Annotated in this window: 26 protein-coding genes and 8 pseudogenes; 17 read left to right on the top strand and 17 right to left on the bottom strand. The window is 68.6% G+C overall.

Annotated features, from left to right (window positions below):
• Positions 1–2 precede the first annotated feature (2 nt).
• Positions 3–758: a (5-formylfuran-3-yl)methyl phosphate synthase gene (locus tag GQF42_RS43060; protein WP_158929152.1), complete on the bottom strand. Its 756-nt coding sequence runs from the start codon at positions 756–758 to the stop codon at positions 3–5.
• Between the two features lie 438 nt (positions 759–1,196).
• A pseudogene (locus GQF42_RS43065) lies at positions 1,197–1,486 on the bottom strand (Dyp-type peroxidase domain-containing protein); the annotation flags it as partial.
• A gap of 138 nt (positions 1,487–1,624) precedes the next feature.
• Here GQF42_RS43065 and GQF42_RS43070 point away from each other — a divergent pair.
• The gene (locus GQF42_RS43070; RefSeq protein WP_199272994.1) at positions 1,625–2,119 is read left to right on the top strand and encodes a zinc finger domain-containing protein; all 495 of its coding nucleotides are present in this window, start codon (positions 1,625–1,627) and stop codon (positions 2,117–2,119) included.
• A 256-nt stretch (positions 2,120–2,375) separates the two neighbouring features.
• Here GQF42_RS43070 and GQF42_RS43075 read toward each other — a convergent pair whose 3' ends face one another.
• Positions 2,376–2,804, bottom strand: a complete 429-nt coding sequence (locus GQF42_RS43075) for a PPOX class F420-dependent oxidoreductase (RefSeq protein WP_158929154.1) — start codon at positions 2,802–2,804, stop codon at positions 2,376–2,378.
• A 116-nt stretch (positions 2,805–2,920) separates the two neighbouring features.
• Between GQF42_RS43075 and GQF42_RS48015 the strand changes: the two are divergent.
• Positions 2,921–3,208, top strand: a pseudogene (locus tag GQF42_RS48015) (hypothetical protein); the annotation flags it as partial.
• A 286-nt stretch (positions 3,209–3,494) separates the two neighbouring features.
• Here the strand turns inward: GQF42_RS48015 and GQF42_RS43080 are convergent.
• The 3 genes from GQF42_RS43080 to GQF42_RS43090 all read right to left on the bottom strand — a co-directional run bounded on the left by GQF42_RS43080 (position 3,495) and on the right by GQF42_RS43090 (position 4,996).
• Positions 3,495–3,686, bottom strand: a complete 192-nt coding sequence (locus GQF42_RS43080) for a hypothetical protein (protein WP_158929156.1) — start codon at positions 3,684–3,686, stop codon at positions 3,495–3,497.
• A 60-nt stretch (positions 3,687–3,746) separates the two neighbouring features.
• Positions 3,747–4,382, bottom strand: coding sequence for a hypothetical protein (locus GQF42_RS43085; RefSeq protein WP_158929158.1), 636 nt, complete (start codon positions 4,380–4,382; stop codon positions 3,747–3,749).
• A gap of 164 nt (positions 4,383–4,546) precedes the next feature.
• Positions 4,547–4,996, bottom strand: a complete 450-nt coding sequence (locus GQF42_RS43090) for a MarR family winged helix-turn-helix transcriptional regulator (protein WP_158929160.1) — start codon at positions 4,994–4,996, stop codon at positions 4,547–4,549.
• 106 nt (positions 4,997–5,102) lie between these two features.
• Between GQF42_RS43090 and GQF42_RS43095 the strand changes: the two genes are divergently transcribed.
• The 5 genes from GQF42_RS43095 to GQF42_RS43110 all read left to right on the top strand — a co-directional run bounded on the left by GQF42_RS43095 (position 5,103) and on the right by GQF42_RS43110 (position 6,764).
• A complete protein-coding gene (locus GQF42_RS43095; RefSeq protein WP_158929162.1) occupies positions 5,103–5,621 on the top strand; it encodes a phenolic acid decarboxylase in 519 nt (172 codons plus the stop codon).
• Between the two features lie 270 nt (positions 5,622–5,891).
• On the top strand, positions 5,892–6,065 hold the full coding sequence (locus GQF42_RS43100) for a transposase (protein WP_158929164.1): 174 nt from the start codon (positions 5,892–5,894) through the stop codon (positions 6,063–6,065).
• Between the two features lie 139 nt (positions 6,066–6,204).
• Positions 6,205–6,453 carry a hypothetical protein gene (locus tag GQF42_RS46640; RefSeq protein WP_233273697.1) on the top strand — a complete coding sequence of 83 codons (249 nt, stop codon included), beginning with the start codon at positions 6,205–6,207 and terminating at the stop codon, positions 6,451–6,453.
• The gene (locus tag GQF42_RS47920; RefSeq protein ID WP_375993574.1) at positions 6,426–6,491 is read left to right on the top strand and encodes a hypothetical protein; all 66 of its coding nucleotides are present in this window, start codon (positions 6,426–6,428) and stop codon (positions 6,489–6,491) included. Before GQF42_RS46640 ends, GQF42_RS47920 begins: the two co-directional genes overlap by 28 nt.
• Positions 6,492–6,506: 15 nt before the next feature.
• Entirely contained in the window at positions 6,507–6,764 is a 258-nt protein-coding gene (locus GQF42_RS43110) for a DDE-type integrase/transposase/recombinase (RefSeq protein WP_158929168.1), read from the top strand.
• 20 nt (positions 6,765–6,784) lie between these two features.
• Here the strand turns inward: GQF42_RS43110 and GQF42_RS43115 are convergent, their stop codons facing one another.
• A complete protein-coding gene (locus GQF42_RS43115; protein ID WP_233273698.1) occupies positions 6,785–7,306 on the bottom strand; it encodes a hypothetical protein in 522 nt (173 codons plus the stop codon).
• Positions 7,307–7,768: 462 nt separating this feature from the next.
• On the opposite strand from GQF42_RS43115, the gene GQF42_RS43120 reads away from it, so the two are divergent.
• Complete coding sequence (locus GQF42_RS43120; RefSeq protein ID WP_158929170.1) at positions 7,769–8,272, top strand: GNAT family N-acetyltransferase; 504 nt, start codon at positions 7,769–7,771, stop codon at positions 8,270–8,272.
• A gap of 913 nt (positions 8,273–9,185) precedes the next feature.
• Here the strand turns inward: GQF42_RS43120 and GQF42_RS46645 are convergent.
• The 4 genes and pseudogenes from GQF42_RS46645 to GQF42_RS43140 form a co-directional block, all read right to left on the bottom strand.
• The gene (locus tag GQF42_RS46645) at positions 9,186–9,896 is read right to left on the bottom strand and encodes a hypothetical protein (RefSeq protein WP_233273699.1); all 711 of its coding nucleotides are present in this window, start codon (positions 9,894–9,896) and stop codon (positions 9,186–9,188) included.
• A gap of 517 nt (positions 9,897–10,413) precedes the next feature.
• Positions 10,414–10,782 (bottom strand): annotated as a pseudogene (locus tag GQF42_RS43130) (IS110 family transposase); the annotation flags it as partial.
• A gap of 138 nt (positions 10,783–10,920) precedes the next feature.
• A complete protein-coding gene (locus tag GQF42_RS43135; protein ID WP_325100402.1) occupies positions 10,921–11,340 on the bottom strand; it encodes an MFS transporter in 420 nt (139 codons plus the stop codon).
• A gap of 154 nt (positions 11,341–11,494) precedes the next feature.
• Positions 11,495–11,839 carry an STAS domain-containing protein gene (locus GQF42_RS43140; protein ID WP_158929174.1) on the bottom strand — a complete coding sequence of 115 codons (345 nt, stop codon included), beginning with the start codon at positions 11,837–11,839 and terminating at the stop codon, positions 11,495–11,497.
• A gap of 517 nt (positions 11,840–12,356) precedes the next feature.
• Here GQF42_RS43140 and GQF42_RS43145 point away from each other — a divergent pair.
• On the top strand, positions 12,357–13,151 hold the full coding sequence (locus GQF42_RS43145) for an RNA polymerase sigma factor SigF (protein ID WP_158931296.1): 795 nt from the start codon (positions 12,357–12,359) through the stop codon (positions 13,149–13,151).
• 82 nt (positions 13,152–13,233) lie between these two features.
• Here the strand turns inward: GQF42_RS43145 and GQF42_RS46650 are convergent.
• A pseudogene (locus tag GQF42_RS46650) lies at positions 13,234–13,666 on the bottom strand (GAF domain-containing protein); the annotation flags it as partial.
• An 891-nt stretch (positions 13,667–14,557) separates the two neighbouring features.
• Between GQF42_RS46650 and GQF42_RS43150 the strand changes: the two are divergent.
• Positions 14,558–14,674, top strand: a pseudogene (locus GQF42_RS43150) (DUF5133 domain-containing protein); the annotation flags it as partial.
• A 146-nt stretch (positions 14,675–14,820) separates the two neighbouring features.
• On the opposite strand, the gene GQF42_RS43155 reads toward GQF42_RS43150, so the two are convergent.
• On the bottom strand, positions 14,821–14,988 hold the full coding sequence (locus GQF42_RS43155) for a CsbD family protein (protein WP_158929176.1): 168 nt from the start codon (positions 14,986–14,988) through the stop codon (positions 14,821–14,823).
• Positions 14,989–15,128: 140 nt separating this feature from the next.
• Between GQF42_RS43155 and GQF42_RS43160 the strand changes: the two genes are divergently transcribed.
• The gene (locus tag GQF42_RS43160) at positions 15,129–15,299 is read left to right on the top strand and encodes a hydrophobic protein (RefSeq protein ID WP_158929178.1); all 171 of its coding nucleotides are present in this window, start codon (positions 15,129–15,131) and stop codon (positions 15,297–15,299) included.
• Positions 15,300–16,223: 924 nt separating this feature from the next.
• On the opposite strand, the gene GQF42_RS43165 is transcribed toward GQF42_RS43160, so the two are convergent.
• The gene (locus GQF42_RS43165) at positions 16,224–16,697 is read right to left on the bottom strand and encodes a MarR family winged helix-turn-helix transcriptional regulator (RefSeq protein WP_158929180.1); all 474 of its coding nucleotides are present in this window, start codon (positions 16,695–16,697) and stop codon (positions 16,224–16,226) included.
• A gap of 68 nt (positions 16,698–16,765) precedes the next feature.
• Here GQF42_RS43165 and GQF42_RS43170 point away from each other — a divergent pair, with 68 nt between their 5' ends.
• On the top strand, positions 16,766–17,332 hold the full coding sequence (locus GQF42_RS43170; RefSeq protein ID WP_158929182.1) for a YbhB/YbcL family Raf kinase inhibitor-like protein: 567 nt from the start codon (positions 16,766–16,768) through the stop codon (positions 17,330–17,332).
• Between the two features lie 65 nt (positions 17,333–17,397).
• Here GQF42_RS43170 and GQF42_RS46655 read toward each other — a convergent pair.
• Positions 17,398–17,610 (bottom strand): annotated as a pseudogene (locus GQF42_RS46655) (IS256 family transposase); the annotation flags it as partial.
• On the opposite strand from GQF42_RS46655, the gene GQF42_RS43180 reads away from it, so the two are divergent.
• Both GQF42_RS43180 and GQF42_RS43185 read left to right on the top strand, forming a co-directional pair.
• Positions 17,588–18,049, top strand: a complete 462-nt coding sequence (locus GQF42_RS43180) for a hypothetical protein (protein WP_446447368.1) — start codon at positions 17,588–17,590, stop codon at positions 18,047–18,049. The pseudogene GQF42_RS46655 and the gene GQF42_RS43180 overlap by 23 nt on opposite strands.
• 42 nt (positions 18,050–18,091) lie before the next feature.
• Positions 18,092–18,577: pseudogene (locus GQF42_RS43185) on the top strand (sigma-70 family RNA polymerase sigma factor); the annotation flags it as partial.
• Between the two features lie 349 nt (positions 18,578–18,926).
• On the opposite strand, the gene GQF42_RS43190 reads toward GQF42_RS43185, so the two are convergent.
• Together GQF42_RS43190 and GQF42_RS43195 are read right to left on the bottom strand one after the other, a co-directional pair.
• The gene (locus tag GQF42_RS43190) at positions 18,927–19,433 is read right to left on the bottom strand and encodes a hypothetical protein (RefSeq protein WP_158929184.1); all 507 of its coding nucleotides are present in this window, start codon (positions 19,431–19,433) and stop codon (positions 18,927–18,929) included.
• 232 nt (positions 19,434–19,665) lie between these two features.
• Positions 19,666–20,223: a hemerythrin domain-containing protein gene (locus tag GQF42_RS43195; RefSeq protein ID WP_158929186.1), complete on the bottom strand. Its 558-nt coding sequence runs from the start codon at positions 20,221–20,223 to the stop codon at positions 19,666–19,668.
• A gap of 589 nt (positions 20,224–20,812) precedes the next feature.
• Between GQF42_RS43195 and GQF42_RS43200 the strand changes: the two are divergent.
• From GQF42_RS43200 to GQF42_RS47430, 3 genes and pseudogenes are all read left to right on the top strand, one after another.
• Positions 20,813–21,176, top strand: a pseudogene (locus GQF42_RS43200) (thiamine pyrophosphate-requiring protein); the annotation flags it as partial.
• 256 nt (positions 21,177–21,432) lie between these two features.
• Positions 21,433–22,491: a trehalase-like domain-containing protein gene (locus tag GQF42_RS47425; protein ID WP_325100403.1), complete on the top strand. Its 1,059-nt coding sequence runs from the start codon at positions 21,433–21,435 to the stop codon at positions 22,489–22,491.
• Positions 22,449–23,216 (top strand): glycoside hydrolase family 15 protein, encoded by a 768-nt coding sequence (locus GQF42_RS47430; protein WP_325100404.1) that lies wholly within the window; start codon positions 22,449–22,451, stop codon positions 23,214–23,216. Before GQF42_RS47425 ends, GQF42_RS47430 begins: the two co-directional genes overlap by 43 nt.
• Positions 23,217–23,462 lie beyond the last annotated feature (246 nt).

A 23,462-nucleotide genomic window follows, 5' to 3' on the forward strand; every position in this document is an offset into this window, starting at 1 on the left:
GGTCAGCTCGCCGCCGCGACGGCAGCTGCGTGTTCCCGGGCATGCCGGTCCATCTCCGCCCGGAAGGCGGCCACCAGCTGCGGCTGAATCCTTCCCGTGTTGCGGTCGCCCCCCTCGCAGACCGCCCCGCGCACGCCCACGATGTCCGTGCCGATGCGCGTCAGCTCGCCGAGGTCTCCCACCTTGACGCTGCCCGCGAGGGCGGCGAGCAGGCCGGCCTCGTGGGCCAGGCCGACGAACTCTGCGCAGGCATCGGGCGGCACATGGTCGAACAGTCGTGTCCCGTCCTTGATCGCTGTGTCGAGCATGGCCGCGTCGGAGCCGGAGCGGCGGGCGATGTCGGGCAGCGCGAGCGGGTTCACGCAGCCGATCCGGCGGGCGTCGGCGTAGCCCGAGGCGACGACGAACGCGTCCGGCCGATAGTCCTTCACTGCCCGGACGACCCCCCGCATGACATCGATGGCCTGTTCGGGCGTCGTGCATCCGTAGAGACCGACCTTGATATACGTGGCTCCGGAGACAGCCGCACCGAGCGCCGCCTGGGCCACCGTGCCGGGCTTGTACGGTACGTCTCCCACGGTGGCGGACACCGGCTTGTCCGCCGGGACCGCTTCGCGGATCTCCCGGATGACCCACGGGAAGTTCGCACCGAGCGAGCCCTCGTCGGGCTTCTTGACATCGACGATATCCAGGTGCTCCGCCGCCTTCGCGCAGTCGAGGGCCTCCTCGACGCTGTCCGGGGAGATGAGAAGCAACAACGTGGATTCCTTCCTTCCGCCATGGCCACCTGCCAAAGGGCAGGTGCGCGGTGTCTCCTGAATCACGTGCGGTCTGCTCATCATCGTTGCGGCCTTGGGCCATCGGCAGGGCGCGCGGAGTCCGTACGGGTCATTGCCAGGACGTGCCCGCGCCCCCAGCGCGCCGCCTACGCGGGTTCAAACCGGCCGCGCGCAGATGCATCCGATGGCACACGGCGAGTCGTAGTCGGCCACAGACCGTCCACCACCGCTCCGGAAGGAGGCAGCAGCATGCCCGGTGGCGGGAAGACGAGGCCGGTCGGGCATGGCCGCGTGGGAGCGGATGGGCTGGCCCCATCGACGCCATCGGCATGGGCAGTGGAACATCTGCGCGCCGAGCGGGTCTTGGTGGTCGAAGCCGGGGGAGGATCAGGAATGTCGCGCTGGCGGTTGTCGTGGTGCCTGTGGGGCGGTCTGCTCGCGGGAGAACCGGGGGAGGTCCGTCGCGCCGGGCAGGGAAGGGTCGGCCCTGCGCACCAGGCGGGGGCCCACGCCGATCGTCACGGTGAGAGCGCCCGGGTGCAGCCCAGCAGTCGTGGATCGGTTCCCGCGGTGAGCGTGCGGATGGCGTCGCCGAGTTCGGCCAGCAGCGGGCCGGCAGCCGCGGCGTCAGCGAGGTCGGCCACCACCGCCAGCAGGTTCGGCTGGGCCGGTTGCGGAAGTGTGATGCCTGCCTGATGACGGCCGGTTTCGTGCTCGCAGAAATGAGTAATTCTGAGAGATCACGGCCCCCCGCGGGACCGTGTCCGGTTTGCCCCTGATCTTCGTTCTCATAACCTCTCGCAAACCGGCTTTCGCGCAATGCCCTTCGCGATGGGTTCTGCGACATGCCAGAGCTCGTTGAACCGGCCGCCGCCGTCGAACGGTTCGACTGCCCCACCTGTTCCGCCCCGGCGGGAAACGCCTGCCGGACCCGCGGCGGCAAGGTCGCCCCGAAATACCACACCCCGCGCTTCATGCTCTTCCCCCAGCTCCGCGCCGAGCTGGAGGTGAAGACCCCCGCCGACCGCGGCCCCGGCCTCGCGTGGGAGATGGGACCGGCGATCGACGCCGCGGTACCCGAGGCCCAGGCGCAGCCCACGAGGGTGGGGTACGCCCGTTGCAGTACCGCCCAGCAGGAGCTTCAGAGCCAACTCGACGCCCTGGCGGGAGCCGGGTGCGATCCGGTCTTCTCCGAGAAGATCAGCACCCGCGTCAAGGTCCGGCCGGAGTTCGTCAAGGCGATGGACTTCGCCCGCACCATCAAGAAGGCCGTCCCAGACCAGCGGGTGATCTTCTCCGTGCATGAGATGAAGCGCCTCGCGGCGCCACCGAACTGCTGACCATGGCGGAAGACCGGGTGGCGAGATGCACTGCAAAGACCTCGGTGGGCCGTAGCTGACTTTAGGGCTGTGATCAAGGAGCGGAAGCGGTCCGTGATGATCGAGGTGTCTGACGCCTCATCACCACGGACCGCTTCCGCATGTCGTCATCACTGATCACTCTCCTGGCCCGGCACCCCGACCATGATGCGGGCACCACTCTCGATGCCGGCCGGGCCGTGGACTGGCGGACGTCCTGGACGGACGCCGCAGCCGGTCAGTCCGCGACGGACGCGGCTGCGGTCACCTTGTCGATGTTTACCCGCACCACCAGTTCGCCCGGGACGCCGTTGCGGGCGCCGTACTCCTCCGCACGCTCCTCGCCCACGTAGCGGGCCGCGATCCGGGTCGCCCAGTGCCGTACGTCACTCAGCTCTTCGCTGAGCACCGCCGTCCCCCTCACCACCACGAAGGAGTACGGCGGCCTTTCGTCGTCGACGCACAGTGCCACCCTGCCGTCGCGGGCGAGATTGCGGCCCTTGACGGTGTTCTTGCCGGTGTTGAACACCAGCTCGTCGCCGTCCATGAGGAACCACACCGGTGCGATGTGCGGGCTGCCGTCGGCCCGTACGGTCGACAGTTTTCCGGTACGGGTGCCTTCGGAGAGGAACTCCTGCCACTCATCCTTGGTCATTGTGCGTGCCATGCCGCCATCTTGCCGTCGGCGCGGTTCGCCGGGTATGTGGCTCGCCGTGGGTGCGGGGCCGACTGCCGGCACGGCAGGTGGCACGCCGCTACTGGATCTAGAGGAGCTGTCCACGCTGTCACGCGGGGCAGGGCAAGGACTGCGTACTCGCTGAGGGGACTGATGTCGGCAAGGTGCGCGACTTCCCTCATGACGAGCGGGCGCGGCCGATCGTGGACGAACGGAAAGCCCAGCAGACGGCGAATCCGAAAGTCGGCACGCGGCCTTGGCGGGTGTACCAGGTGACGTGCCCGGACTGCGGGCAGGGCCCGGAGGCGCGCTGCAAGAGTCCGGGCGGGCCGCACCGTGCACGGGTTGAGCGGTCGAAGGAGTACATCCGTCTGCGTAAGCCTCGGCCGCAGTGATTCATCCCGGCCGACGGCGGTATGTCCGGTGCCGCACGGTCCCGAGGCAGCGCCTGCTGGGCCGGTGAGGATGCGCGAGAGTTCGGTACCCGGAGGCCTGGCCGAGCGCCGCTCTGTAGATCGCGCGCCAATGCTGTGCCCACAGTTCGGCGGCTCGATGCAGGGTGACGGACATGCCGGTTTCAGTGCCTGGCGAGGGGTTAGGCGTGTCGTTGTGGGGTTGTCCGGCCCGTCGCTTCCCCCGTAGCGGCGGGCCGGGCCTCTACGCTTGTGTCCCGGCCGCGGTTCAGCCGGATGATCCAGCCACTCCGGCGGGCCGCCAGGCGGACATGTGCGTGTAGTGCTGGACCAGCGTTGCCCGGGTCCAGGCGCCGTTGGCGTTGCGCATGGTGTGGAAGAGGGTGCCGCGGTCGTCGTCGGAGGCGAAAACGAGCTGGAGGTTTCCTGCAACGTTGACGGAGGTGACCTCGTTCAGCACGGTGCCGTTGAAACCAGCGTGGTTGAAGTCCCCCCGCGCATTGATGCCGTCCCAGGTGTTTCAGTGCCCGTTCGCGCTGCGGATGGTGTGGTACTGCGCGATTTGGCCGTTGGTCAGCACGTTGCTCCACTGCGTCCACCTGCCGTTCGCGCCGAGCGCGGTGTGCAGAACGGTGCGGTGGATCTGGTCCACCGCGGCCACCTGCAGCCCTCCGCCGACAGAGGCGGCCGACAGGCGCTCGAACCAGTCGTTGCGGTAGGCGCCGCCCGGCGCCACCTGGTCGGGAGCGGTCCAGGTGCCGTCGGACCGCTCCATGGTGTGCATCAGGCGGCCGTTGGTGTGGATGTACACCAGGTGCACGTGGGTTCCTGCGACGGCTGCCGCGAGGTAGTTCCGCGTCGGCTTGGAGGTCACCGGCACCGGTGCCAGGCCGTGCATCGGGGTGGGGGCGGGCCAGCTGCCGTCCGGGTTCTGGGTGGCCTCCTCGAAGGTGACGTCCCGGCCGGTGGGCTGCTTGATGAACAGACGCAGTCGGCCGTTTTGTGCCACGTCGGTGAAGTCGTAGAAGGACCAGCTCTTGAACAGCTGCTTGGTCGGGGCCCACTTGCCGTTGGCGTATCGGGCGGTCTGCAGGACCTCCGGACGCTCGCAGGGGCGGCGGGGGAAGCCGGTTGCGGCGTGGATTGTCTCTGCCACGCCGGCGGCCTTGGCTCGGGCCGTTTCGGTAGGTCTGCATGTCTGTCAGTGGATCCCGGAGGCGTGATCGCGGATCTGTGGCGTGACGCGCGTCCTTCGTGATGCTCCCGGCGTCCCTGTCCGCACAGAGTTGTTTCCAGTTCGCGGAGCAGATCAGTGGCTTATCAGCCCTTGCCTCCCGGACCCGCCGCCTCCAGGCCGGCGAGAAGTTCGGCGAGGGCGGGCAGGGCCTGGTCGATGACTCGGCGGCTGTCGGGCCTGAGGTTGTCGAGTGCCTGGCGCAGTGCGGCGGTGCTGATGCGGTCATAGCGTTCGAGCATGACCAGGGCGCGAGGTGAGGCCGTGAGCTGGACGGTGCGCAGGTTGGTGGCGGAAGGGGTGCGCTCGACCAGGCCCGCCGCGGTCATGGTGCGCACGAGGTTGCTGACGGTGGATGGCGCGGCGTTGAGCCGCGCTGCGGCATCGCTCGGAGAGAGTGGGCCGGAGTCGGCGAGCACGCGCAGCAGCTCGATCTGTGCCTCGGGAAGGTCGGGCAGGCCTTCGAGGCGGCGTGTGCGCAGTACGGCCCGGCGCAGGGGGCCGAGGAGTCGGCCGAACTCGGTTGCGGTGTCCATGCGTCCATTGTGACGCATGCCAGATTTTGCAACAAAATAGTTTTGGTGCAAAACTGAAGGGGTTGGGGACGCAATCCCCGGCACCACACCGCAAGGAGGCATCACCATGACCACCGTCGAGAACCCGGTCCCTGCGCAGGACCTCTCCGGCATCGTCGGCCACCGCTTCATCTACACCTACGCCAACGGCTGGCAGTACGAGATGTACGTCAAGAACGACCACACCATCGACTACCGCATCCACAGCGGCCACGTCGGCGGCCGCTGGGTCAAGGGCCAGCAGGTCGACCTCGTCCAGCTCGACGAGGGCAGCTACAAGGTGTCCTGGAACGAGCCCACCGGAACCTCGGTCACGGTGAACGTCATCCCCGGCAAGCGCCTCCTGCACGGCGTGATCTTTTTCCCGGACTGGATCCGCAATCACGGCGAGCGCACCGTCCTGTTCCAGAACGACCACCTGGACAAGATGCGCACCTATCGTGACCAGGGCCCGACCTACCCCATCTACATCGTCCCCGAGTTCGCGAAGATCACTCTGTTCGAGTACGTCGGCACCGACGACGACACCGTCATCTCAGTAGCCCCCGGCGATCTCCCCGAAGGCTGGTCCAACCGCACCAACTGACACGCATCGACCCGCAGCCGGCCCCGGCATCGACACGCAAGACTGCGACGCCAGGGCACCCCGACAACTCGGGCCAAGCGGATCACCGCCAAGCTTCGCGCGGGTGGCGTGATCGTCAACCGCAAGCGTGTAGAGCGGCATTCAGGGACGGAGGTTGAGGCGCCGACACCGAACCACCATTGCGGGCCCCGCCGCCCTGAGCTGTACCGGGATTTGTGGAGTCCCTGATGCCAGGGTTACGGTCCTGGCGAAGGAGATCCACCAGCACCCATGGCAGTACCCCGTAAATACCCCGACGAGCTTCGCGAGCGCGCGATCCGCGAGGTCCGGGCCGCCGGCCGTCCCATCGCACACGTCGCGAAGGACCTGGGCATCCACAAGGAGGCCCTGCGCGGCTGGGTCCGCCAGGCGAGGCCGACCGCGGCGAGCGCGATGATCGACTGACCAGCGCCGAGCAGGACGAGCTCAAACAACTCCGCAAAGAAGTATTGGAGTTGAGGCGCGCGAACGAGATCCTCAAAGCGGCCAGTGTGTCTTTTGCCCAGGAGATGGAGATCGAGCGTGCCCAGACGAGGCCGAGCAGGTGATCGACCACCTTCGTGACAAGGGCCTCGGGGTCGATCCCATCTGCCAGGTTCTGGAGCTGTCGCCGTCCACCTATTTCGCCCGCAAGAAGCGGCCGAAGTCGGCCCGTCGGCTCCGCGACGAGCAGCTCATGCCGCCGATCGAGCGGGTTCATGGCGATTCGGGCGGCACTTGTGGCCCCGCCGGATCGCCCAGGCCCTGCGCTGCACAGGTGCCGACGTGGCCCGCTGCACCGTCGAGCGGCTGATGGCCGAGCTGGGCCTGGAAGGCGTCATTCGGGAGTAGCGGCGGCGGACCACCGTGGCGGAGCCGTCGGCGCCCCGCCCGCCCGACCTGGTCGACCGCGACTTCACAGCCAGTCGGCCCGATCAGCTGTGGGTGGCAGACATGACCTACGTGCGCACCTGGTCCGGGTGGGCATACGTGGCGCTCGTCCTGGACGTGTACTCGCGGATGATCGTCGGCTGGCAGATCGCGAACCACATGCGGACCGAACTGCCGCTGAACGCACTGTACTCCAGTGCGAGTTTGTGCTCTGTACGCTTCGACCGTGCCTGAGTGCGGGCCGCGTCCGGCGGTCACGTCTGACGTCGGCGGCGCCAGTAATGCACGGTGACTGCCATTAGCAGCGGCCCCCAGAGGATGATGGGCGCGTAGCAGAGGTTCAGGACCACGACGGAGATGCCGTGGGGAGCGTCGGGGTCCGGATTGACGAACATGTTGTGGATCAGGCCCATGGAGTACACCATGACCAGGCCGGCTCCAACCAGGGCGGGGATCACTGCGGCCGGGACCGGCACCGGGCGGCCGCGCAGGCCCGGCATCCAGCGCGGCCAGACCTCGCCCCAGGACTGCACCAGGCCGAGCGTCAGGAAGGCGAAGACCTCCGAGAACACCGTCAGGCCCACGATGTAGAGCGACCCCCAGCCGGGCACGTGGAGCGTCCTTTTGGCCTCCGGGCCGAAGCCCATCATCCAGCCCCAGGCCATCGGGAGCCGCCATAGGCTGGACGGCAGCGGCGTCAGGACCGCCAGGCGCGCTGCGTTGCGCGCCCAGCGCGGGACATCGGGCAGGGTCTGCAGGGCGGAGAACATTGGCATGGCGACGATTCTGGCCGCAGTACCGGCCTTGCCGCGTCGGCCGCCGGTCGCAAATGGATCATGCCCCAGCAGGAGCTGTCCGTCCGCCTTGGGTCGCACGCGCCCGCCCGGCGACCCGGACCCGATCACCCAGTACTCCAGTACGTTTCGTGATCTATCCAGCGGGTTCGCCGGCGATTCGGCGTCGGTAGTGGCTGCGTCGGGCTGTTGCTTGGTGAGGTCGGCGCCAGTTGGACCAGTGCAGCAGCTTGGTCGCTGTCACGGCTGGTGGGTACAGCCTTCGCTCCGGCCTGAACAGGGTCCACCGTTCCCACGGCAGACGGCGCGTCACCGTCAGTGCAGACTGGCATCGTCGTCTGGCCTCCGAAGCCGTTGTCGTACCGATCGGGGATGGCGGTCCGTGCGTGGGTACGGAGAAAACCCTGGGGAGCAGACGCAGGCGTGGTGCTACGGTCGGGCGCCATGAGCTGGCTTCCCGATGACTTCGTCCACCCTGTCCTGGTGCCGCTGCCGGGAGTCGGAAATCATTTGCGGCCGATCCGAGAGGCGGACACACCTCTCGACTATCCGGCCGTGATGGGCTCGCGCGAGCGGTTGTGGAGCATCTTCGGCCCGGCCTGGGGGTGGCCCGCGGCCACCATGACCTACGAGGCCGACCAGGCGGACCTGTTGCGGCACGAGAAGGAGATCGCCGCACATCAGTCCTTCAACTACGCGCTGTTCGATGCGGCGGAGGCGGCTCTGTTCGGCTGCGTCTACATCGATCCGCCGGAGAAGGTCGGCGCGGACGGCGAGATCTCCTGGTGGGTGGTGGACGAGCTGGTGGGCAGCAGGGTCGAGCAGGTTCTGGATGCGCTGGTGCCGCAGTGGATCGCCGCCGACTGGCCGTTTGAGCAGCCGCGCTTCATCGGCCGTGAGATATCCTGGTCGGACTGGCTCGCCCTGCCGGCGCACCCCGACGCTTGAGAATCCATCGTCGTATCGGTCAGAGGAGTTGCTGATCGAACGGGAGCCGGAGTTCCTGGGCAGTGTCACGGCCCCGCACGGTCACGGCAGGCGGGACTGATCGCCGCAAGGTCGGGGCCCGGACTTGTTGTCCGAGACCTGTGCACGGTCGGCCTGGTTTGAGCCTGAACAACGGGCGGAATGACATCAGCCCGGTGCAAGTTGAAGGCCGCGCTCCTCGTTCTGTCAGTCCGTGTTCTGCGGGTGGCCGGAGCCGAGGGCCGCGGCGCGCTCGCCGGAGTCGCGCATCGGCGCCGCCGCGCAGGTCCGCCGACAGAGGCGGCGGTTGTCGCAAGCCAGGCTGCTCGTGGTGGTGCTTGAGCGCGGCACGAGCCGGGCGGCGCCCACACGTCCGGCCCAGCGCCCCGTCACTCCAGCGTGGTACGACCGGCTGAGACTTGGAGGCGTGCTGCCCATGCCCCGCTCGCCGTCAGCTCAGGTCATCAGTGCGGCTATGGATCCGGCGGCACCCTCGGACGCCCGGCGTCTTTGCGGACGCGGCCGGCAGGCCGGGGCGGCCAGCGGCCAGCGGCCGGCGGGCTCACCGGGCTGGCCGCCCGTGCCCTGGATCCCAGGCCGGCCTCGTGGCGAGCGGGCTCCGTCTTTTATCACCCGTTCGGGGGCGGTGGAAACGCCGGGAGGCAAACGGATGGCGAGGGGGTGGTCGGAGGTCTCCGCGGGAGGTGTTCGGGGTGGAAGTCCCCGGGTGGTTCGGCCGACGGAGAAGGGGTGCCGGCCCGGGCACCAGGATGCGACGCCTGGTGCCCGGGCCGGTGGTGCGTGGATGGGGCATGGGTTGCCCGACAATGGGATTGGGTACCCTGGCTCGATTCCGGCGGGCCGGGGCCCTGTATGGGGCTGCTCGGCTTCGGGGTCAGTCCCAGCCGCCCTCGCCGCCCTCGCCGCCCTCGCCGCGCTCGCCGCGCTCGCCGCGGTCGTCGTGGTCGCAGATCACGCGGAAGCTGGCGACGACTCCGTTCTTGACCTTCACGCCGTCCTCCATCTTCTCGTGGTGCTCGCCGTTCTCGTGGTGCTCGCCGTTCTCGTGGTGCTCGCCGTTCTCGTGGTGCTCGCCGTTCTCGTGGTGCTCGCGCTCCTCACAGTTCTCGCTCTCGTCCTCGTCCTTGTCCTTGATCCTCGGGCAGACGCCGTTGGAGGAGCTGTGGGGGCCGACGGTGGCGATGGGGGCGCCGTTGTCGCAGACCGCTCCGCGGAAGACCTCCACGCGCTTGTGGCTGTCGTTGCGGATGTTCAGGGTCTTGGCGCCCAGGCCGCTGACCACGGTGATGCAGTCACCGGGGTGGGCGGAGTAGGACCGCTCGTTGACCTCGATCCGGCCCTCCCCTCTGCGCTCCTCGTGGCGCCTGCCTTCCTCGCGCCGGCCTTCGTTGCCCTTGCCCTGACCTCCGTTGTTGTTGCTCTTGTTCTGCCCGGAGTCGCCGCCGAAGGGCGCTGCCGAGGCGGCGGCCGGGACCGCCTGGGGTGCCTGGGCAGATGCCGCCGAGGCGTAGGTGATGCCGGTCACGGCGAGCGCTGCGGCGGCCGAGACACCTGCGGTCACCATGGTGGAACGAGCGAGCTTCATGTCGCTTCTCCTGTCTGAAATATCTCGGAGACGTCGGCTCGTCAGCCGACTGCGATCAAACGTACTCACAACTGTCGTATCGGTGCATATCGAGAGAGTCGGGACAGGGGGCTGACCGGGGTATATACGGCCCTGCCTGCCGCCCCGTCAGAACGTGAATCGGCCTGAAGACCAGGCGTAGTGAATGACTATTAGCCCTCCCGGGTGATCTCCTGACGCCTCCTCACCCCTTGCCTGCTGCGTGTCGCTACGAAAGCCATGACCGATCCGTGTTAGGAGAGCGGCAGCGCCAAAGCCCGACGGCACCAACATCCCCACCGTGCTGTGCGTCCTCAGCCGCCTCACCAGGACCGTGCTCCGCACGCACAGCGAGACCGCCACCGCCCTCATCGACTTCGCCACCGCCGTCGCGATCGGCTACGACCGAAACCCTCAGTACGAAATCCCCCTGCCCGGACCTGACTTCGCCGAACACATCGTGATCACCATCGCCGCCACCCTGGCAACCCGGCGGCCAGGCAGAACCTGCGCAGTGCCGGCCGAGGAACTGCCCAACCGTCTCCCACCACAAGAGATCCCCGGCGACGCCCTCGGCCAGGGAGCACGGGGTGAGCAGGCCGCGGATCCGGTTGCTGGTGCGGGTGGCCTCGGCCGCCAGGTTCTGGTCGAAGCCGACCAGGTCGGTCAGTTCGGCGGCGATCTCGTCGGTCGGTTCCAGCGAGCGCAGGGTGTGTGGCATCGTCCGGGCGGCGTCCGCGGTCACGGCCGCGTCGCGGGCGTCGGTCTTGGCCTCGCCCGGATACAGGTCGGCGATCCGGCGCTTGGCCGGTCCGGGTAGGTAGGTGACCGCCCGCAAGCGGCCGGGCGTTGCGCCAGGCCGGGCCGGTAGTCGGACCTCTCATCAGTGTCTCCGACGGGGCCTCTCGGGCCCGGTGGCACCACCCCTCAGGTCATCCGTTCGACAGAGGGGAACAGCCATGCCGGGCTCGGATGCCAGCGGCCCTCTTGCAGGACCGCGGAAAACTTACCGGGGGAGGGGCAGCTGCATGGCGGTGTTGAGCGTCGACAGGGTGATCAGCCAGCCCACCCCGGCCCCGACGGACACCACGGCGACAATGGGCAGGCTCGTGGACAGGGCCGTGGCCAGGGCGCCGAAACCATAGAGCAGGCCTGACAAAAGGAGGTGTTGATGGCCAGTCAGCACCTTGCGCAGGCGGCCCAGGACAAGTGCCCCGGCGACCGCGTCCGAGCCGAGCGCCGCGAGCAGCAGGCCGTAGCCGCCGGAGCCCTGGTGCAGATGGTCGTCGGTGATCACGGGCAGCAGGGCCCACAGAGTGCTGGCGGGCAACACGAACAGGGCGGCCCGCCACTGGATGCGGCGCACATCAGGGGCGTACGTGATGCAAAATATCGACTGCCTGGCGGATGTCATCGCTGAAGCCATGGCACTGTTCGAGCCGGTTGAACCGCCGACGGTGGTGGTGAGCGGTGACTGACCGTGCGTCCCCGGTTCTGGGGATGAGAGCTGTCCCCGTGGGGCACTGTCATGTCCTGATTGATCTTGAGGCGGGCGGGCTGTGGTGTTTGCTACTGGCGGGTCAGGTGACTCCTGCCGAGTGGCTGTGCCTGCTCTCGCTGGTGAAGGCGTTGTGGGGGTGGGCCAGCCGCAGAAAGGGGGCTCCGGCGTACGGCACCGAGCGGAGCCACAGCACAGCGCCTCGCTCCCTGGCGTGGCGGCTCGCGGCCAGACGGGCGCTGAGGCCGCTGCAGTCGCAGAATGCAGAACCCGCCAGGTCTACGACCGTGCGCGGGTAGGTCGTGACGGCTTGCTGTAGAACGGCGCGCAGCTCTGCGGCGGTGACCACGTTCAGTTCGCCGGCTGCGGTCAACACGCAGTGGTCGGGTTCTGGGGCGTTGACCATGACGCGCAACGGTCTGGGCACGGCGTCACCTCCCGTCCTTTCAGGGACCCCCTTCGTGGAGCGATGTCCAGACGATCTGCCCGGAACCCATGAGCAGCGCAGCTTTGGTCACTCTGAATCTATCGCGTTACTTTCTGTATGTCGCAATTCACGTGTAGTGTCCGGGCGAGTGTTCGCGGTATCAGCGGGTCTGGATTCGGTGAGGCCCGGCTGGGTGTGTTGATCGTCGCGGGAAACTTTCGTCGGGCTGCCGGAGTCTCCTCTTGGCCGCCAGGGCTGCACCCCGGGCCTTGACCTGCCGCAACCCTCGGTACATGCCCTGTCGTCGAAGGAGCATCAGGCCGTCAGGCCGAACGACATTTCGTGAATGCGGTGTTTGGTATCCGGGTTCATGGGAATGAGAGTGAATGAGTGTTTCGGACCGGAGGCACCCATCCGTGGGAGTGACGTCATCGTCGCCTGGATGTGGGTCCGTCCGACACGCGGTCGCAATTCCACGGTGATCATCGATCCCAACACCTGAGAGTTGCGATGCGCCATGCGAACTCAGACGAACGTGCAGCGCCGTCCGCACGACGACGCCCCTAACACCGAGCAGGCGTTTCGTCGGCTTGCCACCCTGCCTCCGGGTGCCCAGCGCGAGACACTGCGTGAGGAACTGGTGGAGGCCTGGCTTCCGATGGCCAACAGGATCGCGAGCCGCTTCCGCGGCCGCGGGGAGAGCTACGAGGACCTGTGCCAGGTCGCGGCCCTGGGACTGGTCAAGGCCGTCGACCGCTTCGATCCCGGGCGAGGCAAGGCATTCGAGAGCTATGCCGTGCCGACCGTGACGGGTGAGATCAAGCGGCATTTCCGTGACCACATGTGGACGCTGCATGTGCCGCGCCGGGTCCAGGATCTGCGTAACCGGGTACGTGTCGCGTGCCAGGAGTTGTCGTGGGGAGTCACCGATTGCTGGCCTACTGTCGGAGAGATCGCCGAGCGGGCCCACCTGAGCGAGGAGGATGTCCGGGTGGGGCTCGAGGCGCTTGAGAGCTTCAGCACGTTGTCCCTCGACGCTGGCCTTCCTGGCAGCGACGACGGCCTCTCGCTCGGCGAGGTGCTGGGTGCCTCCGACCAGGCTCTGGAGACCGTCGTGGACCGTGAGTCCGTCAAGCCCCGTCTCGAGGCCCTGCCAGAGCGGGATCGCGCCATCCTGTACATGCGGTTCTTCAAGGACATGACCCAGAGCAACATCGCCGAGCAGCTGGGGATCTCGCAGATGCATGTCTCCAGGCTGATCAGCCGGTGCTGCCATCAACTGCGCGACGAGGTCCTGCAGGACGTCGCCTGATCCGGGCGCCGCGCACGGCGCAGGAGGCGGTGGTAGGCCGCCACGTCGCTCTCCTGGGCCGCGCGCGTACGGAAGTCGTAGCCAGCAGGCCGGCCGGCTGCCTGGTGGCGGTGAACGCGCCGGGTTCGCGGGAGTAGAGGTTCAGGGCGCCGAGGTCTTCTTCCTCGGTGAACAGCAGGAAGCCCATCATGGTGCCCACTCCGAGCTTGTGGGCCTGGGGGCGTAGTGGGGCCAGCACTGATGTTCGCCGGTGAGGTCGGCGATACGGAAGACCCGCTCGCCGTGCCAGATGCGGGTGGCGTCGAAGCACGGGCCTTCCCCAGCCGTTCCTGGAGCCGGTCGCTGTCGGTGACCAGTTGACGGGTGGGGGCGAGGGGCTCCACGCGCTTGTCGTGCAGCACGAGGATGCCGGCCGCGTCGCAGCCGTCGACCAGCTCGGTGGCCGAAGCGGTGATCCGCTGCAGTGTGGCGGCCACCGAATCCTGCGCCAGCAGATCACGTGCCATTGACGCCATCTGCTGCGCAAACCGGCCCCAGTCCACGTTGCTCTCCCTCTCGCGTCCCGCTGCCGAGCACTCTTCTGCCCTTCCTTCCACGAATCCGCGCTCAGGCCATTGAAGGACTCCAGGTGCCGGGGCCCGGTGTGGCCGGCCTGAGGGCGAAGGTTGGGCCGGTCAGGCGGCCGACGTCATCGTCGTGCCTGGGGACCCGTCCGGTCCGGTCACCTGGTGGCGGCCTGCTCGGCCAGAGCCTTGGTGTGGGCGAGGCGGATGAAGCGCTCCGCGTCGGGAACGGTGGCGCTCCGCTGTGCTGCTCTTGGGCGCCAGGAAGTGTGCTGCTCTTGGGCGCCGGGAAGTCGGGACACGGTAGGAACACGCCCGTTTCAGTCTCCGGCGAGGGGTAATGCGTGTCATTGTGGGGCTGTCCGGCCCGTCGCTTCCCCCGTAGCGGCGGGCCGGACCTCTGCCCCAGCCCCGGTGCTGAGGTGGTGCGCGGCGCTGGGACCTGCTGTAGCGGGCCTGCTGTAGTCGAGTCCGTGGCCGGGGGGTCGGGGCCGGTCGGGTGGCCCGGCAAGGCTGGGCTGAGTGCGGCCAGGGACGGGGTAGTGGCCGGCCACGGCGCAAAGTGGCAGGAGGGGTACCGGGATCCGTACATGTTCCGGGGCCCCGTCTGTGCAGGCGTCCTTGGGGATGACGTCCTGCACGCCGCCGTGCCCAACGCCGCGCGCGCTGCGCTGTCCCTCGCGCCCGGCTCACGATGCTTGCAGGCGTAGGCCTCGCGAAGCGGGGCACTTGACGTTCTGCTCGACGCCGCTGCAGGTGGCGTCGGATGCCCCGCATGCAGCCTGTTCCTCGCGGTGGCGTTCAGCCGCCACGCGAGCGTGTCATTGGAGAGAAGGAGCCACCATGGTTCTTCCGGCGGAGAAGGAACTGCGCGCTGTACTGGCCCGGTTTGCCCAGGCGCGCATCGAGCACGACGTGCGCTCCACCGGCCGCACCAGCCGAGTGCTCGAAGACACTACCTCGGCAGGCGATGCCCATACCCGAGCCGGAATTGCCGTAGGCGGTCGGCGATTTGACAGCAATCGGGTAAGGAAAGGGAACTATGCAAGAGGGTCCCCACCCGTTGTCGGAGTGAGGGTCCTGCTCTTGTGTGAAGCAACGAGATGTCAGCGTTTGAAGGCGTCCTTTGCCCTTTCATTGGCTTCCCGAGCACCGCCCTTGGGCTTCTCGGCGTGTCCTTCGGCGGTCGTGTGTTCATTGCCGACAGCGCGTCCGGCAGCTGCCTTGGCCTTGCCCTTGACCTGCCTGGTCTGCGCCTTCTTGGAAGCTGTCACGGAAGATGCATCTCCTCTGACGATCTTTCCGGACTCCGCGGTGACCCTCGAATGCCCCGCACTCGCTCCCGTAAACAATCGCGCCCTTGGGGAATGATAGGGAGATCGCAGGGAAAGCGAGATTCAGGAGGTTGATAGCTATGGTCCCCTTGCTGCTCGTTCTGCTTCTGGCGCTCATTTTGTTCGGTGCAGGTTTCGCTCTCAAGATTCTGTGGTGGGTCGCAGTCGTCGTTCTCGCGGTCTGGCTCCTTGGCTTCCTGGCGCGTTCCACCAACGCGGGCGGCGGTCGCAGCCGCTGGTACCGATGGTGACCTGACCGCGCACCACATCCCCTCGCTGGGCCCGGCCGTCACGACGGCCGGGCCCAGCTGGTATGCCTGGCGAGCACACGAACCACGCTGAAACCGGCTGAAGGAGCAGCAAAAAGGGATCGAGAAGCTGTGTTGCAGGGGAGGGCGGGACGGCCATGCGTGAGGGAACCCGCGCAATCTCCCACCGCCTCCCGCCCTCGACCTCAACGACAGCCGCCTGCCCGGGCGGCTTGGGCGTGGGCGGGGGAGCCGCGCGACCAACGCATCCCCCCTTCTCCGCGCCCTCGGCTCGGGGGTGAGCAACCTGAAGGACTCGGTGGAGACGAAGCTCCACACCACCGTGTGCTCCGACAAGATCACGCTCAAGGTCGCAACCGGCCATTGTCAACGACTGGAACGCCACACAGAGCAAGCTCGGGCTGACCTGGTCGGGTGTGCTGGGGCCAGTGCGGCTATGCAGGCCCGGGCCGGGCTTGAGCGACTCCCGTGCTGAGTAAAGGGAGGTCGCATCGGCGTGGCCGCCGGTGCCGAGGGTCCGCCGGGATGTCGGGGGTGTCGCCCTTCTGGAGCTGTGCGAGGCCACCGGCCAATTGCCCCAGTCGTTGAAGGCGGCGGTCACCGGGATGGGTAGTTCCAGTGACCGCCGGTCGCGTCGGGACTGGGCACACCCGGCGCTGATGTCACAGGACGGCTGGAAGCAGCCCGTGAACTTGATCATTCTAGTGAGGCAGTACTGCTGGCAGCCCGCCTTCGGTGGTGCGCTGTCGGCGTACAGGTGGACGTGCACCACCTCGTACGGATGAGTGCGCCAAAGAGCTCGCGCAGATAGGTGGTCCAGGATGTCCCGGTGACAGGGCGAGCACAGGTCCCGTGATCATGGAGCAATCGTCAAGACCTGTGGATCGGTGCTGCTGGGAGAGGCGCTCAGGAGTCGGCGATGGCGGCCAACAGTGCCGCGGCCCGGGCGATCACCGCACGGTCCTCGACGTCGAGGGCGTCCAGTCGCGCGTCGAGCCAGGCGTTGCGGCGCGCCTGCGTGGCGCCGCCGAGCCGGTCGCCCTCCTCGGTGACGCTGAAGAGCACCTTGCGGCGGTCGTCCGCGTCGCGGGAGCGCACAGCGTAACCGGCCGAGGTCAGGCGGTTCACCGTCTGGCTCATCGAGGCGGGCGAGACCCCGCCGCGCTCGCTCAGGGCAGTCAGTGTCTGCGGTCCGCGCTTGTGCAGATGGACAAGTACGTCCAGGGCGACGTCGCCCAGCTCCCCGTCGGGCCGCTCGCTGCGGAAGCGGCGGAACAGGCTCCAGACGGCGGCGCGCACCTGTCCGCCGAGGTCGTGGTCCGCGGCCTCGGCGGCGGACCGCTCGGCCGTGGGGTCGTCGCAGGTTGCGCGCTTCTCCATGGCTGCTTAGTATACCTAAAGAATTGTTTCGTATGCCTAATCAATGACCGTAAGGAATTGCCCCAGCCATGCTGGCAAACCCCCTCGGTGTCGCACTGCGCAACCGGCGCGCCGGTCACCACACCCTCGCCTGGGCCCATCCGGACCTGCAGGCCCCGGACAATCTCACGCTGGCCAGCCCCGCCTTCGGCCACGGCACCCCCATCCCGGCCCGGCATCGCGGTCGCGTGTTCGGCGCGAACGTCTCGCCGGCCCTCGCCTGGACCCCGCCCCCGGCGGGCACCGTCGAGCTCGCACTCATCGTGCAGGATCCCGACGTCCCTTTCGGTAAGCCGGCCACGCACGGGCTCGCGCTCGGCATCGCCCCGACCCTGACCGGCATCGCGGAGAACGCCCTCGCGAACCCCAGCCCCGTGCCCGGCCTCCGGCTCGGCAAGGGCCCGCTCGGGCGCCGTGGCTACGCCGGACCCATGCCTATCCGGTCGCACGGCCCCCATACCTACGTCTTCCAGATCTTCGCTCTGTCCCGGGCCACAGGACTGCCGGACGGCTTCTCCCTCGACCAGATGCTCACCGCCCTCGCGGGCCATGTCCTCGGGCGAGCACGGCTTGACGGGACCTACGAAATCTCCTGAGCAACAGTGGCGGCGGGCACGGGGATACCAGAGGAATGGTCAAATCCTTCGGGTCATGAGGCAATTCAGGCCGCGTGCGCTTCGGGGCGTTCGACGAGGTGTCCGCGTTCAAAGCGGGCTCCGGCGCGGACGAGGGCGACGAGGTGCGGGGCGGTGACCGCGCGCCAACGTTCCTGGGCGGACTACACGAGCTTGGACACGATCGCCAGGGAGGCGGCGGGGCTCCCCGCACCCCGGGTGACCTTGGTGCGAAGCTTGACCGAGCTGAAGGTCGACTTGGACCCGCATCGCTGGCTTGAGTTGAGCCGGTATCGCGGCTTGTTCGAGTCCGGCGTTATGAGCCAGCGGCAGATCGCCAAGGAGACCGGGCCCCACCGCCGCACGGTCGCGAAGTGTCTGTCGGTCCAGGTACCGGCGGCGCCGGAGCGGGAACCAAGCGGCCGGCCGCGGAAACGGCTGGTGGACGAGGTCGCCCCACTGATCGACGCGATGCTGAGGTCGGAGATCCTGCTCAAGGGCAGGGTGATCCATGAGCGTCTGGCATCGGAGTTCGGGGTCACCATCAACTACCAGCGGGTCAAGCTCTACCTGCAGGAAGCCAGGCCTCGCATTGCCGAAGAGCTAGGCATCAGGCCTGCCACCGCGATCCTCGACCGCCTCCTGCACCACTGCGAGGTCATCTCGATCATTTCCGTTCCCGCCTGCGGGTTTTGCTGACCTGTTCATGGCGCCACGGCGAAGGCGATGACGGCCGCCGCGCGGTTTTTCCGTGACACCACCTGAGCTGTGCACGTACCGCGCTGCTTGCAGGAGGCCAGGATCCAGCTGGCCCGCGCCACCGAGGAACTCCAGAGCCGCCTGGGCCGCACCCCCGCGGGGAGGGAACTCGCGGAACTGATGAGCCTGTCCGAGGAGGAAGTGGGTGAGGCTCGGCTGGCGTCCAACGGCTACAACTCCGCCTCCCTGGACGCCGCCATCAACAACAGCGACGACGGCGAAGCCGCCCTACAGGACTTCATCGGCAACCAGGACCATGCCCTCGAACTCGTCGAGGACTTTCACGCCCTGGCCCCGCAGATCGACGAACTCGACGAGCGGGACCGGCAGATCATCCGCATGCGGTTCGTGGAGGAATTCACCCAGGCCCAGATCGGCGAACGCCTCGGCGTCTCCCAGATGTATGTCTCCCGCCTGCTGACCCGCACTCTTACCCGGCTGCGCGAGGCCATGCTCACCCTCAACTGACAGACCCGCCCGCAGTGATGGAGGTGGGCTGCCGCATTCGGCGGCGGGCACCCAGCAACGGTGCCGGCCCGACGGCCTCTTCCGCCTCGGCCGACACTCGCGAGGGGAACGAGGACGGAGGCGACCACCACGGTGAGGCCGGACGTCCACTGCTCTTGTGGCAGAGACCTCTCGAACGCCGCGAGTGGAGGATCCGCCGCCGCAGGTCTTCCGGCATGGGCCGGCAAGTCTTGTCGGCCCTGGCGGCTTCGGTGCGTCGCGGCGAAACCCGCTCCTGCACGGCTCCCTGATCAGCTCGCCCTTGGTCTCCATGAGGAAGGGATCACGCTTGGTCCCCATGAGGAAGGGATCACGGCACCTCGGCGCTGTCAGCACTGAGCAGCTCCATGAGCTGGGGGCGGTGCAGGCAGGCGACGTGTTCAAGCAGGTCGGGGTGGCGTAGCAGGGCGGCGGCTTCGGTGTCCCGGCCGCTGGGGGCGGTCAGTCGCAGCAGGCTGACGACGGCGTGCTCGGTCGCAGAGAGGGCCTGGTGGGCGCGTGTGGCCAGGACGGGGTCGGCCAGGAGGCAGGCGGCCCAGCTGACGACGGTTTCGTCGACCCAGGTCCGCCAGGCGGTGTTGCCAGGATGCGGGTTGCATCCCGTGTGCCAGTCCAGCCGGTGGGATCCACTCGGTGCGAGAAGGTGGAGCAACTGCACGTCGAGCCTGGTGGGGTAGCGCAGGCTAGCCGCGAGGGTGGTGGCCTGCCGGGCCTGCGCCTCGGCGAGCGCGCGGCTGAGCGCGCCCGTGGGGGCGGGGTAGGCGGCCAGGAGCCAGCGGGTGGAGGCGGCTATGACAGGTGTCAGATCGTCGGACACGGCGGTCGGTCCCTCTGAGAGCGTGCTCGCCTGTGTCCCGGCTGATCGGTCCCGCGAGCTGTTGCGCGAGGCCACACTGCCCCGCTCGTGGCACGACAGCGTATGCAGCCGCTTCGGAAGACGAAATGGTCTGCGTCACAGGATGCGGTTGCGGGCGAGGCGGCCGGACCCGAGCGAGTGCTTACCCGCCCCGTAGCTCGTCCGCCTTCGCCCGCTGGTGGCGCTGCGGGGTTCAGGATTTGCCGCGGCCGGTGACGAAGTCGCGTGCACGGTCCACCAGGCCGGCGCCCGGGGCGAGGAGCTTGTTCGCGGGCGGGGTGTCGGGAGCGGAGGGGTGGGGTCGGGTCGGGGCCATGGCCTTGGCCCGGCGGACCTTGTCCCCGAGCTCGTCGAGCGCCTCGGAGGAACACGCCTGGCGCAGCATCGGGAAGAGGTTGTTCTCCTCGTCCTGGACGTGGGCGGTCACCTCGTCCATGAGCTGCTGCAGCGTGATCATCATCCGGGGGTCGTCGGCGTCCGTCTTCTCCAGCTGTTTGAGGAGCTTCTCGACCCGGCCGTGGTCCGCGATCTCCTTGTCCGCGAGCCGGTCACCACCCTCGACGTGCTTGCGAACCGCCGGGTACAGGTACTCCTCCTCGGCCACCGAGTGACGCACCAGCTCGATGGTGACCGCGTCGACGAGGTCACGCAGTTCCTGCCCCCTGGTCATCGCTTCCATCCGGCCGAAGATCTCCTCGACCTCCCGGTGGTCCGTCATCAATTCCTCGAGCACGTTTCCGCCATGTCCCATCGCCTGTCCGCCTTTCGCGGGTCGTGTCCGGGCCGGTCCTTCCCGCCCAGCAGACACGGGTTCCCCGTCTGCCGGAACCATGCGCGGCCCCTGTCCCGGCTCCACCCGGTCGGGCGCTCCCCGATCATCGATCGTCGGCGCCCGCAGTGGGCGCTCCGTCGGCGGTTCGACGGCACCCAAGCCTGCTGGTCAGGGCGTGAATGCCCACAGGAGATTCTTTCTCAGCGAACGGCGCAACCGGTCGTGCCCGGTTCGCGGACTGCGGGCACGTTGGGCCCGGCGCGTGTGGATCGCCGTACGGCGAGCGCCGTGAGTACCCGCCCGTGCACGGCGCAAGGGCGGGTACTCACGGATGGGACGGGAGAAGAGATGCCGGTACGGCCGGGTGCCGGCGCACGGTCAAGCACTCGGGAAGGCGGTTCGGTCTGAAGGCTCGTACCCCCTGGGACGCCGCTGTACTGGATGTCGCCCAGCTGGAGGCGGCGCTGCGCGGGTCCGTGGATGGCGAGGTCCGGTTCGACGCGGGCAGCAGGGGCGCCTACGCCACGGACGGTTCGAACTACCGGAAGGTGCCGATCAGTGTCGTGGTGTGGAGGGCGCCCCGCAGTTCCTGCCCTCCCGGTCCATCCCCGACTTCGCCTACGCCGGCTTCGCCCGGCTGGCCGGCCTGGACGGAATGCGGATCGAGAAGCCGACCGACGTCCAGGGCGCCTGGAAGGCGGCGCTCGCCGCCGACAAACCCTGGGTACTGGACTTCGTCACCGACCCGGCCGTGCCACCCATCCCCCCGCACGCCACTCTCGACCAGATCGAGGCCGCCGCGACGGCCGTCCTCAAGGGCGACAGCGACCGGGCCGCCGTGGTCCGCCAGGGCTTCAAGGCCAAGGTGCAGGAGTTCCCGGCCCGGTCACCGCTCCCGCGAGGACCGTCCCGGCGCGGAGGACGACAGGTGAGCGACACTCCGGTCGTGGAACGGACTGCTGTGCCCCACACGCCCATGCGCACGCCGCCGCTGCGGTGCTCGACCTGCGGTGCCTGGAGTGGTTCCACGACCATGTGCACATCGAGCGCATCCTCTTTCGACGGCTGCCTCGCCCCGACGGCGGCAGCCTCACTCCCGGTGTCGACGGCGCGCCCGGGCTGGGACTGATCCTCAACACCGAGCGCGCACAGCCCCACCGGGTGGGCTGACCGCAGGAGGCAGCGCCGATGAGCACCACTTCCTTCCCGTCGCATGCGCTGCACGACTACGCGCTGCCGGCCGACGGGGAGCGCGGCGAGCTGGTCGGACCCGACGGCGCTCTGAACTGGTTCTGCGCATCCACCTGGCACGACGAGGCGATCTTCGCCTCCCTCATCGGCGGTGGCGGCGTCTACGCCGTGACCGGGCACGACCACTGGGTGCCCGGCGGCTACTACGAAGAGGGCACGCTGATCTGGCGCAGCCGCTGGATCACCCACAACGGTGTGATCGGGTGCCGCGAAGCCCCGGCCTTCCCCGGCGATGCCGACAGCCTGACTCTGCTACGGCAGGTGCACGCCGTGGACGGAACCGCCCACGTCCGTGTCGTACTCGACCCACGCGCCGACTTCGGGCGAGCCCCGCTGACCTCGCCGCATCGCGACGACGGCGTCTGGCACCCGAACACGGCCGTCACCGGCTGCGCTGGCAGGGTGCCTAGTCGGACCGTCCGCCCTGAGGGACTGATGGCCGACCTGCTGCTGAAGCCCGGCCAGCGGAACGACCTCGTCCTGGAAAGCTCCCACGTGCCGCTGTCGCTCACCCTCCCGCGGGCCGAGCAGGCATGGACCGCGACCGAGCATGCCTGGCACGCGACCGTACCCCGCCTGGAGCACGCCGTTGCCACCCGTGACGCCCGGCGCGCCTACGCCCTGCTGCGGGGCCTGACCACCCGCGACGGCGGCATGGTCGCGGCGGCCACGACCAGCCTGCCCGAACGCGCGGACGAAGGCCCCAACTACGACTACCGGTACATGGGAATCCGCGACCAGAGCTACGCCAGTCAGGCCGCAGCCGCAGCCGCAGCCGCAGCCGGGCTCCCTGACCTGCTCGACGCGGCCGTTCGCTTCACCCGCGAGCGGCTGCTGGCCGACGGCCCGCACCTGGCCCCCGGCCTACACCGTCCACGGCACACCCGTACCCGAGCAGCACGAATTCGCCCTGCCCGGCTATCCCGGCGGCTTTCGACCGGATCGGCAACGGCGTGGGTCAGCAGTTCCAACTGGACCGCTTCGGCGAAGCCCTGACGCTTTTCGCCGCCGCCCGGCGGCAGGACCGCCTGGCTGCCGACGCCTGGAAGGCCGCCGACATCGCGGTACGTGCCATCGCCCAACGATGGCGACAACCTGACGCCGACATCTGGGAGCTGGACCCGGGGCCGTGGACCCACAGCCGACTCACCTGTGTCGCAGGGCTGCGCGCCCTGGCCGACGCCGCCCTCAGCCACCGGCTCCCCGTCACCTGTACATCGCTCGCCGACACGGTCTTGGCCGCCACGGCAGCCACCAGCGTGCACCCCGACGGCCACTGGCGACGCACCCCCGACGACCCCGCGGTTGACGCGGCACTACTGCTGCCCGCCCTCCGCGGCGCCCTGCCTGCAAACGACGTGCGCACCCGCGCCACCCTCGCAGCCAGCCGCCGGCAACTGACGGAAGACCACTTCATCTACCGCTACCGCCACGACAACCGGCCCCTGGGAGAGGGCGAAGGCGCATTCCTGCTGTGTGGGTTCGTCATGGCTCAGGCCCAACACCAGCAAGACCGCCCCGTCGAAGCCCATCGCTCGTTCGAACGCAACCGCGGCGCCGACAGGGCAGCCGGCCTGTACGCCGAAGAGTTCGACATCGCCCAGCGACAACTGCGCGACAACATTCCGCAAGCATTCGTGCACGCCCTGCTGCTCGAGACCGTCGCCCGCCTCGCCCACAATCCCAAACCAGACGACGTGCACCGCTCAGAAGGGACATGATCCGCGGGCGCAGACCGTCCCCATCACCGGCGCCAGCGCCGACACCCCCGCTCCGGCCACCCCTCTCGACGACAGTCGGGCGCGATGGCGTGCTGATCGCCCGAGGCCGAGCCGGCGGGAGGCTGCAGTCAAAGCGGCCAGGTCCCGGTCGGCCGTCCGCTCTGGGGTAGCCACCGGCCTGCTCAGTCGGCTTGCTCACCGCGGGGATGTTGCCTCACAAGTGTTTGAACCCCGCTGTCGCGTGCA

The organism is Streptomyces broussonetiae, assembly GCF_009796285.1.
Classification (GTDB): Bacteria; Actinomycetota; Actinomycetes; order Streptomycetales; family Streptomycetaceae; genus Streptomyces; species Streptomyces broussonetiae.